Source organism: Pseudomonas sp. AA-38, from assembly GCF_029457475.1.
In the GTDB taxonomy this organism is placed as follows: domain Bacteria; phylum Pseudomonadota; class Gammaproteobacteria; order Pseudomonadales; family Pseudomonadaceae; genus Aquipseudomonas.
This window is the reverse complement of record NZ_CP120359.1, coordinates 1118440-1132896: the sequence shown is the minus strand read 5'-3', so window position 1 is coordinate 1132896 and position 14457 is coordinate 1118440. Positions and strand designations below refer to the sequence as shown.

Here is a 14457-nt window from a genome sequence, read left to right as displayed (position 1 = left end):
GCAATACAGAAGCTGTACAAAAACATTGTGCACGTACAATTCTGTGCCTATGATTCCCCCTAAGTTGTACATGGCAATAGCCATGTACAAGATCAGAGGGGAATATCGATGCAAGCGAGCAGACCCAAGCTGGGTATCAGCGCCTGCCTCATGGGCGACGAAGTGCGCTACAACGGTGGGCACAAGCTTTCGCAACTGTGCAGCCGCGAACTGAATCGGCATTTCGACTTCATCAAGACCTGCCCGGAAGTGGGCATCGGCATGAGCGTGCCGCGCGAACCCATTCGCCTGGTGGGTGATCCGCAAGCGCCACGCGCGGTCGGCACGGTAGACCCTTCGCGGGACGTCACCGACGCACTGGCCGCCTACGGCGAGCGCATGGCCGACGAGCTGAACGACATCGATGGCTTCATCTTCATGCAGCAGTCCCCGTCTTGCGGGCTGCATCGGGTCAAGGTGTATCAACAAGGCGGTCGCCCCAGCGAACCGGGACGCGGCATCTTCGCCGCCCACTTCTGCGCCCGTCACCCCGATCTGCCGGTGGAAGAAGCCGGCCGGCTGATGGATCCGGTGCTGCGCGAAAACTTCATCACCCGCGTCTATGCCCATGCCGAATGGCGACGACTGCTGCGTGAGGGGCTCAGCCGTGGCGCGCTGATCGCCTTCCACTCGCGCTACAAGTACCTGCTGATGGCCACCGACCCGCTGCGCTACAAATCCCTTGGCCGCCTGCTCGGTAACCTCGCCCAGCACGAGCTCGACAGCCTGGCGCCGCAATACTTCAGCGAACTGATGAAGGCGTTGCAAAAGTGCGCCACCCGCGGCACCCACAGCAACGTACTGCAACATCTGAGCGGCTACCTCAAACGCGCCCTGAGCGCCGACGAGAAACAGGAAATGCAGCAACTGATCGGCCAGTACCGCGACGGTATCGTGCCGCTGGTGGTGCCGCTGACCCTGCTCAAGCACCACTTCCGCCGCCATCCGGATCGCTACATCGCGGAGCAGGCCTACCTGCAACCGCACCCGGAACCCCTCAGCCTGCGCAATGCGTTGTGACCCGATGAATACCGATACCCTGGTCGATCACGAAACCGGCAACGACTATCGTCAGGCCCTCGACGAGGGCTACCTGCCGATTCGCGAAGTGGCACGCAGCACCGGCGTCAATGCCGTGACCCTGCGTGCCTGGGAACGCCGCTATGGCCTGATCGTGCCCTACCGCACCCCCAAGGGCCACCGCCTCTACTCACCCGCCAACGTCACGCGCATCCAGGCCATCCTCGCCTGGCTGGCCAGAGGCGTGGCCGTGGGCCAGGTCAAGTCGCTGCTCGACCACGAGCAGGTGCCGCAACCGACGAACACCGACAACTGGTCGCGCCTGCGCAACGAACTGCTGACCTGCATCGTCCAGTTCAACGAACGCCGCCTGGACGAGCGCTTCAATGCCAGCCTGGCGTTATACCCGGCGGCCACCCTGGCCGCGCAGTTGCTCTGGCCCCTGTTGGGGGATTTGCGCCTGCGTTGGCAGGGCCAGTTCGGCAACCGCGCCGAACAGGTGTTCTTCTTCTCCTGGCTGCGCAGCAAGCTGGCTACCCGCGTCTACCACAGCAACCGGCAGGCCAACGGAGCGCCGCTGCTGCTGGTCAACATCGGCGACGCACCGATGGAGCCCGGGCTCTGGCTCAGCGCCTGGCTGATCAGCGCCAGCGATTGCCCGGTGGAAGTCTTCGACTGGCCGGTGCCGCCCAACGAGCTGCTCGGCGTGCTGGAGCAGATGGTTCCACGCGCCCTGCTGCTGTATGCCGAACAGGCGCTCGACGGCAGCCTGGTGCACCGTCAGTTGCCACGTCTGGCCGAGCAATCTCCAGTACCGCTGCTGATTGCCGGCCCCGCTACCCATATCCATCGCGATGCCCTGGTCGCGCTGAATTCGGCCAGCGACCCGCTGGCGGCCCACGCCTGGCTTTGCAGCAGTGGCCTGCTAGGCCCTCAGGAGGTTCCGTCATGCGCCGACTGATCTGGTTTCGCAGCGACCTGCGCGTGCAGGACAACAGCGCCCTGAACCAGGCCATGGGCGCCGGGCCGAGCATCGCCTTATACCTGATCACCCCTGGGCAATGGCAGCGCCATGACGACGCCCCGTGCAAGGTGGATTTCTGGCTGCGCAACCTGGCCCAGCTAAGCCAGGCACTGGCGGCCCTCGGCGTGCCACTGCTGATACGCCGCTGCGACGACTGGCAGGCAGCCCCGGCGGTAATCGCCGAGCTGTGCCATGCGCACGAGGTCTGCGCCGTGCACGTCAACGAGGAATATGGCGTCAACGAAAGCCAGCGTGATCGAACCGTCGCGGCCTATCTCGCCCAGCAGGCCATCGACTGGTACAGCCACCTCGACCAGATCTTCTTCCGCCCCGGTAGCGTGCTGACCCGCTCGGGTGGCTACTTCCAGGTCTATAGCCAGTTCCGCCGGGTCTGCTACGAGCACCTGCATGCGAGCCTCCCAGCCGTGCAGCCCACGCCCAGGCCGCAGGCGCCCCTGCCGCTGCCGGCCGACCCGGTGCCCACTGCCGTGGAAGGTTTCGCCACGCCCAGTGATCTGCTACGCAGCCTCTGGCCAGCCGGCGAACAGGTCGCCCAGCAACGCCTGGCGCGCTTCGCCGACGAGCAGGTCGCCTACTACCAGGACGAGCGCGATTTTCCCGCCAAGCCCGGCACCAGCCAGCTATCTCCCTACCTGGCCGCTGGCGTGCTATCGCCACGCCAGTGTCTGCATGCGGCGCTGGCGGCCAATAAAGGCGAATTCGACAGCGGCAACCCCGGCGTCGTCACCTGGATCAACGAGCTGCTCTGGCGCGAGTTCTACAAGCACATCCTGGTGGGCTACCCGCGCGTGTCGATGCATCGTGCCTTCCGCCTGGAGACCGAAGCCGTGCCCTGGCGTCAGGCGCCCGAGGAACTGGCGGCCTGGCAGGAAGGGCGCACCGGCCTGCCGATCATCGACGCGGCCATGCGCCAGTTGCGCGAAACCGGCTGGATGCACAACCGCCTGCGCATGATCGTCGCCATGTTCCTGACCAAGAACCTGCTGATCGACTGGCGCGAAGGCGAACGCTTCTTCATGCGCCAGCTGATCGACGGCGACCTGGCGGCGAACAATGGCGGCTGGCAGTGGAGCGCCTCCACCGGCACCGACGCCGCGCCCTACTTCCGCATCTTCAACCCCATCAGCCAGTCGCAGAAATTCGACCCGGACGGTCACTTCATCCGCCAATGGGTGCCGGAACTGGCAGGCCTGAACAAGCGCGACATCCATGACCCGTCCGCACTCGGCGGCCTGTTCGCTCCGGCCGGCTACCCGCGTCCGATAGTCGACCTGGCCCGCTCACGGCAACGCGCCCTGGCGGCCTTCAAGAACCTGGCCGGCAGCGAAGAGGCCCTGGCATGAGCGACTTTCTCCGCCAGTTCGGCCAGCGCTTCGCTACGCTGAACAAGGACAACCTCGACCTGCTCGGCGAGCTGTACAGCGATGACGTGTCGTTTCGCGACCCACTGCATGAGGTGCATGGGCTGAGCGCCGTGCGCCGCTACTTCGCCGAGCTGTACGCCAATGTCGAGGCCCTGCAGTTCGAGTTCCACGGCTTCGATCAGGTCGCCGAAGGCGAGGGCTACCTGCGCTGGACCATGCGCTACCGCCATCCGCGCCTGCGCGGCGGTGCCGAGATCGCCGTGGAGGGCTGCTCGCACCTGCGCTGGCGCGACAAGGTCTACCAGCACCGCGACTACTTCGACGCCGGTGCCCTGCTCTACGAACACCTGCCCCTGATGGGCAGGGTCATCGCCTGGCTGAAGCGGAGGTTGGCATGAAACGCATCTGGCTCACCGGCGCCAGCAGTGGCATCGGCGCGGCGCTGGCGGAAGAACTGCTGCGCGCCGGCCACCGAGTCGCACTCAGCGCGCGCAGCGTCGGCCCGCTGCAGGCCCTGGCCGCACGCTATGGCGAGCAGGTTCTGGTGGCACCGGGGGATCTCACCGACGCCGAGCAGGTGCGCGCCATCGGCCAGCGCATCGCCCAGGCCTGGGGTGCGCTGGACTGCGCCATCCTCAACGCCGGCACCTGCGAATACGTCGAGGTGCGCCAGTTCGAGGCAGCGATGATCGAGCGTGTGGTCAGCGCCAACCTGTTCTCCGCCAGCCATTGCATCGAGGCGGCACTGCCCCTGTTGCGTGAGGGGCAACGTCCGCATCTGGTCGGTGTTGGCAGCTCGGTGACCTACCTGCCGTTGCCGCGCTCCGAAGCCTATGGCGCCTCCAAGGCGGCCATGCGCTACCTGCTGCAGAGCCTGCGCATAGACCTGGCCGCCGAAGGCATCGACGTTACCCTGGTCAGCCCTGGTTTCGTCGACACGCCGCTGACGCAGAAGAACGACTTCCCCATGCCCATGCGCTGGCCGGTGGAGCGCGCCGCGCGCTACATCGCCGAACGCCTGGACAAGCGCCCGCACGAAATCGCCTTCCCCACCCCCTTCATCGCCGTGCTGAAACTGCTCGGCAGCCTGCCCAGCCGCCTGCAACTGGCCATCGGCCGGCGCCTGGCGCGTAACGAGGACGCTCAATGAAAATCGCCATCGTCGGCAGCGGCATCGCCGGCCTGACCTGCGCCTACCTGCTCCAGCGCAACCATGACATTCAGGTGTTCGAGACCAGTGACTGGATCGGAGGCCACACCCATACCGTGGATGTGGAGGTGAATGGCCGCGCCTACGCCATCGACACCGGCTTCATCGTCTTCAATGACTGGACCTACCCCAACTTCATCCGCCTGCTGAACGAGCTGGGCGTGGCCTTCAAGCCCACCGAGATGAGTTTCTCGGTCAGCGACCCAGTGACCGGCACGGAATACAACGGCCACGACCTCAATACCCTCTTCGCCCAACGCAGCAACCTGCTATCGCCGGCCTTCTGGGGCATGGTGCGTGACATCCTGCGCTTCAACCGCAAGGCCCTGGACGACCTCGACCAGGGCCGCATCGCCGCCGACATGACCCTGGGTGACTACCTAACCCGCAACGGTTACGGCCGGCGCTTCATCGAGCACTACATCGTGCCCATGGGTGCGGCGATCTGGTCGATGTCGCTGGTGGACATGCTGGCCTTCCCGCTGCAGTTCTTCGTGCGCTTCTTCAAGAACCACGGCCTGCTGTCGGTGAGCGATCGCCCGCAATGGCACGTGATAGAAGGGGGCTCGCGCAGCTACGTGGCACCGCTGACCGCCAGCTTCGCCGAGCGTATCCGCCTCAACTGCCCGGTGCTGCGCGTCGAGCGCGACGCCGACGGTGTGACCCTGCACAGCGCCGCCGGTAGCGAACGCTTCGACAAGGTGGTGTTCGCCTGCCACAGCGACCAGGCCCTGGCCCTGCTGGCCCAGCCCAGCCAGGCCGAACGGGACATCCTCGGCGCCCTGCCCTATGCCAACAACGACGTGGTGCTGCACACCGACACCCGCCTGTTACCCAAACGCCCCCTGGCCTGGGCCAGCTGGAACTATCGCCTCGGCGGCCCCAGCGAACATCCAGCCGCCGTCACCTACGACATGAACATCCTGCAGGGCATCGACAGCGAAACCACCTTCTGCGTCAGCCTCAACCAGACCGCCACCATCGACCCGCGCCAGATCCTCGGCCGCTTCCAGTACGCCCACCCGCAGTACAGCCTGGCCGGCATCGCCGCGCAGGCACGCTGGCAGGAACTGGCCGGTGCGCAGCACAGCTACTTCTGCGGCGCCTACTGGGCCAATGGCTTCCACGAGGATGGCGTGGTCAGCGCCCTGCGCGTGGCCCGCGAGCTGGGGGAAAGCTGGTGATCAGCGCCCTGTACAACGGCTGGGTGCAGCACCGTCGCTTCGCCCCGCGCAAGCATGCCTTCCGCTATCGCATGGGCCTGCTGTATCTGGATCTGAGCGAACAGGCGCAACTGTTCGCCCTGTCGCGTCTGGCCGGCGCCGGTCGCTGGGCGCCCTTCGCCTTCCGCGAAAGCGACTATCTGCCCGAGGCCACACGCCAGGGCACGCCTTTGCACGAGGCGGTGCGCGACCGCGTGCAAGCGGCCCTCGGCATCCGCCCGCAGGGGCGCATCTGCGTGCTGACGCAGCCGCGTAGCTGGGGCCTGGCCTTCAACCCGGTGAGCCTCTTCTATTGCCACGACGCCGAACAACGGCTGATGGCGGTGCTCTGCGAAGTCAGCAACACGCCCTGGCGCGAGCGTTATCACTACGTGCTGCCGGCCAGTGGCGAAGGGCGCCAGCGCTTCAGCGTGGACAAGGCCTTTCACGTCTCGCCCTTCCTGCCGCGCGAGCTGCAGTACCGCATGAGCCTCAGCCCAGTGGGCGAGCGCCTGGGCGTGCACATGGCCGACTGGCAGGGCGACACCAAGGTGTTCGACGCCAGCCTGGCCTTGCAGCGTCAACCCCTGACCCGCGCCAGCCTGCATCGCTATCTGCTGAGTTTTCCCTGGATGGCCGGCAAGACCCTGCTGGCCATCTATTGGCAGGCCCTGCGCCTGCTGCTCAAGCGCATCCCGATTTTTGACCACCGGCCCGCAGAAGGCAGCTTCCGCGTCGCCCGCCCACAAGCGAAGGACATGCCCCATGAAAAGCTCTAGCCTGAACTCCGCGAAGAACCTGGTGCGCAGCGGCAACGGCATCGGTGCCAGCCTGCTGCGCCGCGCCGTACTGCGCCAGTTGCAGAATCTGCGCCACGGCCTGCTGATCATCCACGAAGCCGGCGACAGCCTGCACTTCGGTGACCCGCAGGCGCGTCTGCGCGCCGAGATCGAAGTGCACGACCCGGCCGTCTGGGGTCTGGTGGCCGGCAACGGCTCGATCGGCTCGGGCGAGGCCTATATTCACGGCTACTGGAGCACCCCGGATCTGACCGCGGTGATCCGCATCTTCGTCGCCAACCTCGACGTGCTCGATGCCATGGAGGGCGGTCTGGCGCGCCTGGGGCGCCCGCTGATCCAGGGCCTGCACTGGCTCAACCGCAATACCCGCAGCGGCTCGCGGCGCAACATCGCCGCGCACTACGACCTGGGCAACGAGCTGTTCGAGCAGTTCCTCGACCCCACCATGATGTACTCGGCAGCGATGTTCCGCAGCGACGACGAGAGTCTGCTACAGGCCCAGCTGAACAAGCTCGAACGCATCTGCCAGAAGCTCGATCTCAAGCGCAGCGACCACCTGCTGGAGATCGGCACCGGCTGGGGCAGCATGGCCATCCACGCCGCGACCCGCTACGGCTGCCGGGTGACCACCACCACCCTGTCACGCGAACAGTACGCCCATACCCAGCAGCGCATTCGCGAGCTAGGCCTGGAAGATCGCATCACCCTGCTGCTGGAGGACTACCGCGACCTGAGCGGCCAGTACGACAAACTGGTGTCCATCGAAATGATCGAAGCCGTCGGCCATCACTTCCTGCCCACCTACTTCGCCCAGTGCGCGCGCTTGCTCAAGCCCGATGGGCTGATGCTGCTGCAGGCCATCACCATCCGCGACCAGCGCTACGAACAGGCGCGGCGCAGCGTCGACTTCATCCAGCGCTACATCTTCCCCGGCGGCGCGCTGCCGTCGATGCACAAGATGCTCGACGTGGTCAGCCGGCATACCGACCTCAACCTGCACCACATGGAAGACTTCGGCCTGCACTACGCGCGCACCCTGCGTATCTGGCACGACAACCTGCGCCAGGCGCGGCATCGCCTCGAGCAACTGGGTTACGACGATTATTTCTACCGGCTGTGGGAGTTCTACCTGTGCTATTGCGAAGGGGGCTTCCTCGAACGCACCATTGGCACCGCCCAACTGCTGCTGGCCAAACCCTCGGCGCGGCCTGCTCCCCTTCTAGGAAACCTCGATGCCTAAACTGATCGCCAACGCCCTTCTCTTCCAGCTTGGCTGGCTCGCCTGCGTGCTGGGCGGTGACGGCCTCTGGCTGCTGGTGGTGGCCGGGGTGTTGGCGGTGCACCTGCTGTGGGTAAGTAGCTGGGCGGCGGAAGGCAAGCTGCTGCTCAGCGTGTTCCTCGCCGGCAGCGCGCTGGACAGCTTTCTGCTCAACCTCGGGGTATTCGACTTCGGTGAGCCACGCCAGTTGATTCCGCTGTGGCTGGCCCTGCTCTGGCTGCTGCTGGCGACCACCCTCAACCACTGCCTGGCCTGGACGGCGCAACCCTGGTGGCGCGGCAGCCTGCTCGGCGCCCTCGGTGCGCCGCTGTCCTACTACGGCGGCGCGCAGCTCGCCGACGTCAGCCTGCCCCTGGGCACCTGGCCGACCCTGGCCCTGCTGGCGGTGATCTGGGCGGCGGTGATGCCGGTGCTACATGGTTTTGCCAGGTTGTATCGGGCGCAGTACGAAGACCAGTTGCGCCGCCAGCGCCTGAGCTGAAGGTTCAGAACAACCCCAACTGCCCATCCAGCAAACGCTCGAAATCCCCCCCGACGAAGGGCAGGATGGCATCGGCCACCGGCTTGAGCTGCCGGCCGATGTAGTGCTCGTAGTCCACGCGCGACAGCAGGCGCTCCAGCGGTTGCGGCCCGGCCGTGGTGATCAGGTAGCTGATCCAGCCGCCGCGCTGGTATTGCAGCGGCCGGCCCAGACGCTGGTTGTGCTCGTCGGCCAGGCGCGCGGCGCGCACATGCGGCGGCACATTGCGTTGGTAGTCGTCGAGGCGCCGGCGCAAACGCTTGCGGTACACCAGCAGTTCGTCCAGCTCGCCGGCCAGGGTGCGCTTCACGTAGTCGCGCACATAGTCCTCGTAGGGCTGGCCGGCAAATACCAGGCGGTACAGCTCCTGCTGGAAGCGCTGCGCCAGTGGCGACCAGTCGGTGCGTACCGTCTCCAGGCCCTTGAACACCATGCGCTCGCTGCCATCGACGGTGCGTACCAGGCCGGCATAGCGCTTCTTGCTGCCCTCCTCGGTGCCGCGAATGGTGGGCATGAGAAAGCGCCGGTAGTGAGTCTCGAACTGCAGTTCCAGGGCGCTGTTCAGGCCGTACTCACTTTGCAGATGCTCGCGCCACCAGGCGTTCACACGGGCTACCAGCGCACGACCGATGCGCGTCGCCTCCTCCTCGTCATGGGCGCGGCCAAGCCAGACGAAGGTGGAATCGGTATCGCCATAGATCACCGCATGGCCTTCGGCCTCGATCAGCTCGCGGGTGCGCTTCATGATCTGGTGCCCGCGCAGGGTGATGGACGAGGCCAGGCGCGGGTCGAAGAAGCGGCAGCCGCTGGAGCCGAGCACGCCGTAGAAGGCGTTCATGATGATTTTCAACGCCTGCGAAAGCGGCTGGTTGCCTTCACGCTTGGCCGCCTCGCGCCCCTGCCAGACGCGCTCGACGATGGCCGGCAGGCAATGCCGGGTGCGGGAGAAGCGTGCGCCGCGAAAACCTTCCACCGAGTGTTCATCATCTGGCTGGTGCAAGCCTTCCACCAGCCCTACTGGGTCGATCAGAAAGCTGCGGATGATCGAGGGGTACAGGCTCTTGTAGTCCAGCACCAGCACCGAGTCGTAGAGGCCAGGGCGCGAATCCATGACGAAGCCGCCGGGGCTGTTCTCGCCACGAATGTCGCCAAGATTGGGCGCGACGAAGCCCAGGCGGTGCATGGGCGGCAGGTACAGGTGGGTGAAAGCCGCCACCGAGCCGCCGCTGCGGTCGGCGGCCAGGCCGGTGACGCTGGAGCGCTCCAGGAGGAAGGCGAGTAGATCGGTGTGGGCGAAGATGCGCGTGACCAGCTCGCAGTCCTTGAGGTTGTAGCGGGCCAGCGCCGGCTTGTCCTCATCGAACATGCGCTGGATCTCGTCCATCCGTGCATAGGGCGTGTCGATGGCCTTGCCCTCGCCGAGCAGGGTCTGCGCTACCGATTCGAGGCTGAACGAGGAGAAACTCCAGGTGGCCGAACGCAGCGCCTCGATGCCGTCGATGATCAGCCGCCCGGCTGCCTCGGCGAAGTAGTGCTGGCTGCTGTTGTGCTGGCGCCAGCCCATCACGTCGCCGCCCCGCCCCAGCAGCAGCGGCACCTTGAACTGCTCGGCATGATCGCGCAGCACGCGCAGGTCGAACTGCACCAGGTTCCAGCCGATGACGGCATCGGGATCATACTGAGCCAGCCAGGCATTCAGGCGCTCCAGCAGCGCCTTGCGGCTGTCGCAGTACTCCAGGTCGAAGTCGACGCCGCTGGCGTCACCATTGGCCGGGCCGAGCATGTACACCTGGCGCTGGCCGCAGCCTTCCAGGGCGATGGAATACAGCTCGCCACGGGCGCTGGTCTCGATATCCAGCGACACCAGGCGCAGCACCGGGCGGTAATCGGCGGCAGGTTTGAGCGACTTGCATGACAGGCTGCCGTCCTGCTGTTCGACGCCCTCGAAGGCCACCGTTGCGGTGATGAAACGCTCCATCAGGTAGCGATCCGGCGGGCGGATATCGGCCTCAAAGACGTCGACGCCGACCTGGCGCAGCTTCTTCTCCAACTGCAGCAACTGACGGTACTGGCGGCAGTAAAGGCCCAGCACCGGGCGGCGCTTGAAGTCGCGCAACCCAAGCTCGCGCAGCTCGACACCCTTCTCATTACGCAGCAACGGTTCGGCCCAGGCGCGCTGCTCGGCGGGGATAAAGGCCACCGACTCCTGAGGCGGCAGGCGCACCTGGCGCGGGCCGGCATCGGTGGCCAGCCAGAAGGCCACCTCGGTGCCCTCCGGCGTATCCCGCCAATGGCGGCTGAGCACGAAGCCTTGTTGGGGTTGCGTCATCATCGTTTCAGACACGCACGGCCTACCCCCTCTCCCATTCATGGGAGAGGGAAGAAACGGCCTCTGCAGTTGCCCATTACCTCGAACCAAACTAGTCGGCCATTCTACGCCAGCGGTTACAATGGCGCCTTTTCCGGACGATGGTTCGATGAGCAACACACCTCCCTACGGCACCCTCGATGCCTCCTACCAGGCCGCTGGCGGCATCGATGGCCTGCGCCGCCTGGTCGATGACTTCTACCGGCTGATGGACGAGCGCCCCGAGGCCGCCGCTCTGCGCGCGCTGCACCCGGCCGACCTGAGCGCCGCCCGCGACAAGCTGGCGTGCTTCTTGAGCGGCTGGTTGGGCGGGCCGCGCCTGTTCGCCGAGAAGTACGGCAGCATCAGCATCCCCGCCTTCCATGCCCAGTGGCCGGTGGACGCCGCCCTCGCCCAAGCCTGGCTGGACTGCATGGCCGGCGCCATCGCCCTGCAAGACTATGACCCGGCCTTCGCCGACTACCTGCTGACCCAGTTGCGCGTGCCTGCGCAGCGCATCCTCCAGGCTGCCCATAACCGACACGGAACCCGACATGACTGACCAACTGATCATCGAAGACCTGCAACCGGGCGACGGCAAGGCCGTAGTCAAGGGTGCCCTGATCACCACCCAGTACCGTGGCTGGCTGGCCGACGGCACGGAGTTCGACTCGTCCTTCTCGCGTGGTAAACCCTTCCAGTGCGTGATCGGCACCGGCCGGGTGATCAAGGGTTGGGATCAGGGCCTGATGGGCATGCAAGTGGGCGGCAAGCGCAAGCTGCAGGTGCCGGCGCACCTCGGTTATGGCGAACGCAGCGTGGGCTCGATTCCACCCAATTCCGACCTGACCTTCGAGATCGAGCTTTTGGAAGTACTGACCCGCGATGACTGACGCCGCCCTCATCACCCTGCGCGAGCACCTGCTACAAGCGCTGGAAAACCACCCTGGCAGCGAGACGCGCCGCCTGTTTCATGGCCGTGGTCGCTGCTGGCCGGCTCTGGAGCAGATCACCGTCGACTGGCTGTCCGGCATCGTTCTGGTGATGCTGTTTCGCGAGCCGTCGCCAGCGCTGCGACCGCTGCTGATGGAACTACTGCAGACGCCGCAATGGCAGGCCAGCGGCGCCCGTGGCCTGCTGCTGCAGCACCGTTATGTGCAGGGTAGCGAAAGCGAATGGCTGGCCGGCGAGGCGCAGACGCAATGGCCGATCATCGAGGACGGCCTGCACTACCTGCTCGACCTGGGCAGCAAGCAGAACAGCGGTCTGTTCCTCGACATGCGCCTGGGCCGCCAGTGGGTGCGCCAGCAGGCCGCCGGCAAAAGCGTACTCAACCTGTTCGCCTACACCTGCGGTTTCTCCGTGGCGGCCATCGCTGGCGGTGCCGAGCGGGTGGTCAATCTGGATATGGCCCGCGCCGCACTGTCGCGCGGGCGTGAGAACCATCGCCTGAACGGCCATGACCTCTCCCGTGTGGAGTTTCTCGGCCACGAGCTGTTCAAGTCCTGGGGTAAGGTGCGCAAGAGTGGGCCTTATGACCTGGTGATCATCGACCCGCCAAGCTTCCAGAAAGGCAGCTTCGCCCTCACCCAGGACTACGCCAAGATTCTCCGGCGCCTGCCCGAGCTGCTCAGCGAGCACGGCACGGTGCTGGCCTGCGTCAATGACCCGGATATCGGCCCGGGCTTTCTTGTCGACGGCATGGCCGCCGAGGCGCCGCAGTTGCGCTTCGTCGAGCGCCTGGACAACCCGCCGGAGTTCCCCGACATCTCGCCCGAGAGCGGCCTCAAGGCGCTGGTGTTCCAGTTGTAGCCCGGATGAAATCCGGGAATTGCGGGCCCCGGATTGCATCCGGGCTACGCACCTGGTGTTCCCGCGTAGGGTGCGCTGCGCGCACCACCTGCCAACGCCGATAGATCCGGTGCGCACGGCGCACCCTACCGAACGCCCAGGCGCTTGGCCAAGCGGCTGAGGTTGGCGCGATCGACCCCCAGCTCGCGCGCGGCGTCGGCCCATTTGCCCTGGTGGCGCGCCAGGCACTGCTCGATCAAGCGGCGCTGGAAGGCATCCACCGCCGGGCGTAGCTCCATGCCAGCCGGCACGGGCTCGTCGGAATCCAAAACCGCCTCGACAGCAGTGCTCGCCTCGCCAGCCGGCAAGTCCAGATCCTGCACATCGAGGCTGAGAATGCGCGGACGCTCGTCATGGCGCGCCAATGCCTTGATCGCCGCGCGGCCGATCAGGTGCTCCAACTCGCGCACGTTGCCCGGCCAGTCGTGGCCCAGCAGCGCCTTCTGCGCCTCCGCACTCAGGCGCAGGCTGCGCAGCCCGAGCCTTGCGCGATTCTCTTCGAGGAAATACCCCGCCAGCAGCAGCACATCGCGCCCCCGTTCGCGCAATGGCGGCACCGGCAACGGGTAGACGCTGAGGCGGTGATAGAGGTCGGCACGGAAGCGCCCGGCGCGCACCTCGGCTGCCAGGTCGCGGTTGGTGGCGGCGATCACCCGTACATCGACGCGGTGCTCGCGATCCGAGCCGACCCGCTGCAACTGGCCGCTCTGCAGCACGCGCAACAGCTTGGCCTGCACCGCCAGCGGCAGCTCGCCCACCTCGTCGAGGAACAGGCTGCCGCCGTCGGCCAGCTCGAACTTGCCGCTGCGCTCGCTCATGGCCCCAGAAAAGGCGCCACGCACATGGCCGAACAGCTCGCTCTCCACCAGGGCATCCGGCAGCGCCGCGCAGTTGAGGCTGACCAGCGGCCGCTGCGCACGCGGCGAGGCAGCGTGAATCGCCTCGGCCACCAGTTCCTTGCCCACGCCGGTCTCGCCAGTGATCAGCACGGTCAGCGGGCTGTCGCCAACCAGACGGATTTCGCCCTGCAGCTTGCGCAGCGCCGCGCTCTGTCCCACCAGCTCGCGCGGTTGCTGGCGGGTCTGCTGGTACAGCGCATTGAGCTGGCGCTCGGCCTCCACCCGCCGCGCCAGACCACTGATACGCTCGCTCACCTTGACCGTGGCAGCGGCCAGGCTGGCGAAGGCCTCCAGCCCATCCAGATCGACCTGGCCGAAGCGCGCCGGGTCGAGCGAATCCAGGGTCAGCAGGCCCCAGAGCTGCTCGTCCAGATACAGCGGGCAACCCAGGCAATCGTGCACCTCCAGATGGCCATGCAGCCCCTCGACCAGGCCGTCGTAGGGGTCGGGCAGCCCGCAGTCGGCGGCGAAGCGAGTCGGCCCGGCATGCTCCAGCAGCGCCGCCAGACGTGGATGCTCGCTGACCCTGAAGCGGCGTCCCAGGGTGTCGGCGCTCAGCCCCTCGACCGCCAAGGGCACCAGCATCTCGCCATCGAGGCGCAGCAGGGCCACGGCATCGCAAGGGAACAACTGGCGCAAAGCGGCAAGCAGGCGCCGATAGCGCTCACCATCGTCCAGCTCACGGGACAGATCAGCCACCAGAGGGATCAGGGTCTGCAACAACGGATTAGCGGTCATTTCGACTACTCATTGTCTTTATGACCCAGAATCAAGACGAGTCATTAATACAACAAAACAAGCAAGCCATTGATATTTAAGGACTAATTAAATGGCACGCTTACTGATAGGTATCTCGCGCTAACGCTAGCACGCCACAACTG

At 66.0% G+C, this 14457-nt stretch carries 14 protein-coding genes; 12 read left to right on the top strand and 2 right to left on the bottom strand.

The annotated features are described in order from the left end of the window. Positions 1-108: 108 nt before the first annotated feature. Genes PVE35_RS05230 through PVE35_RS05190 form a run of 9 tightly spaced genes read left to right on the top strand, consistent with a single transcriptional unit; the run spans position 109 to position 8440 of the window. Positions 109-1059 (top strand): DUF523 and DUF1722 domain-containing protein, encoded by a 951-nt coding sequence (locus tag PVE35_RS05230; protein WP_268181790.1) that lies wholly within the window; start codon positions 109-111, stop codon positions 1057-1059. 4 nt (positions 1060-1063) lie between these two features. Continuing rightward, positions 1064-2020: a MerR family transcriptional regulator gene (locus PVE35_RS05225; RefSeq protein WP_268181788.1), complete on the top strand. Its 957-nt coding sequence runs from the start codon at positions 1064-1066 to the stop codon at positions 2018-2020. Continuing rightward, positions 2008-3447, top strand: coding sequence for a deoxyribodipyrimidine photo-lyase (gene phrB, locus PVE35_RS05220; RefSeq protein ID WP_277374015.1), 1440 nt, complete (start codon positions 2008-2010; stop codon positions 3445-3447). The genes PVE35_RS05225 and phrB overlap by 13 nt, the downstream gene beginning before the upstream one ends. Further along, positions 3444-3866 (top strand): nuclear transport factor 2 family protein, encoded by a 423-nt coding sequence (locus tag PVE35_RS05215; RefSeq protein ID WP_268181784.1) that lies wholly within the window; start codon positions 3444-3446, stop codon positions 3864-3866. The genes phrB and PVE35_RS05215 overlap by 4 nt, the downstream gene beginning before the upstream one ends. Then, a complete protein-coding gene (locus PVE35_RS05210) occupies positions 3863-4618 on the top strand; it encodes an SDR family NAD(P)-dependent oxidoreductase (RefSeq protein WP_268181782.1) in 756 nt (251 codons plus the stop codon). Before PVE35_RS05215 ends, PVE35_RS05210 begins: the two co-directional genes overlap by 4 nt. Continuing rightward, on the top strand, positions 4615-5862 hold the full coding sequence (locus PVE35_RS05205) for an FAD-dependent oxidoreductase (protein WP_277374014.1): 1248 nt from the start codon (positions 4615-4617) through the stop codon (positions 5860-5862). Before PVE35_RS05210 ends, PVE35_RS05205 begins: the two co-directional genes overlap by 4 nt. Beyond that, entirely contained in the window at positions 5859-6659 is an 801-nt protein-coding gene (locus tag PVE35_RS05200; protein ID WP_277374013.1) for a DUF1365 domain-containing protein, read from the top strand. The genes PVE35_RS05205 and PVE35_RS05200 overlap by 4 nt, the downstream gene beginning before the upstream one ends. After that, positions 6646-7920, top strand: a complete 1275-nt coding sequence (locus tag PVE35_RS05195) for a cyclopropane-fatty-acyl-phospholipid synthase family protein (protein WP_277374012.1) — start codon at positions 6646-6648, stop codon at positions 7918-7920. The genes PVE35_RS05200 and PVE35_RS05195 overlap by 14 nt, the downstream gene beginning before the upstream one ends. Further along, positions 7913-8440, top strand: coding sequence for a DUF2878 domain-containing protein (locus PVE35_RS05190; RefSeq protein WP_277374011.1), 528 nt, complete (start codon positions 7913-7915; stop codon positions 8438-8440). The genes PVE35_RS05195 and PVE35_RS05190 overlap by 8 nt, the downstream gene beginning before the upstream one ends. Before the next feature lie 4 nt (positions 8441-8444). Here the strand turns inward: PVE35_RS05190 and PVE35_RS05185 are convergent, their stop codons facing one another. Beyond that, on the bottom strand, positions 8445-10808 hold the full coding sequence (locus PVE35_RS05185) for a DNA polymerase II (RefSeq protein ID WP_277374010.1): 2364 nt from the start codon (positions 10806-10808) through the stop codon (positions 8445-8447). A 148-nt stretch (positions 10809-10956) separates the two neighbouring features. Here PVE35_RS05185 and PVE35_RS05180 point away from each other — a divergent pair, with 148 nt between their 5' ends. From PVE35_RS05180 to PVE35_RS05170, 3 genes are read left to right on the top strand one after another with little or no spacing between them, the layout of a single operon-like run. Continuing rightward, positions 10957-11388 carry a group II truncated hemoglobin gene (locus PVE35_RS05180; RefSeq protein ID WP_277374009.1) on the top strand — a complete coding sequence of 144 codons (432 nt, stop codon included), beginning with the start codon at positions 10957-10959 and terminating at the stop codon, positions 11386-11388. Further along, positions 11381-11719, top strand: a complete 339-nt coding sequence (locus PVE35_RS05175; protein WP_277374008.1) for an FKBP-type peptidyl-prolyl cis-trans isomerase — start codon at positions 11381-11383, stop codon at positions 11717-11719. Before PVE35_RS05180 ends, PVE35_RS05175 begins: the two co-directional genes overlap by 8 nt. After that, positions 11712-12638 (top strand): class I SAM-dependent methyltransferase, encoded by a 927-nt coding sequence (locus PVE35_RS05170; RefSeq protein WP_277374007.1) that lies wholly within the window; start codon positions 11712-11714, stop codon positions 12636-12638. The genes PVE35_RS05175 and PVE35_RS05170 overlap by 8 nt, the downstream gene beginning before the upstream one ends. 125 nt (positions 12639-12763) lie before the next feature. Here the strand turns inward: PVE35_RS05170 and norR are convergent, their stop codons facing one another. Further along, on the bottom strand, positions 12764-14314 hold the full coding sequence (gene norR, locus PVE35_RS05165) for a nitric oxide reductase transcriptional regulator NorR (RefSeq protein WP_277374006.1): 1551 nt from the start codon (positions 14312-14314) through the stop codon (positions 12764-12766). Positions 14315-14457: the final 143 nt, after the last annotated feature.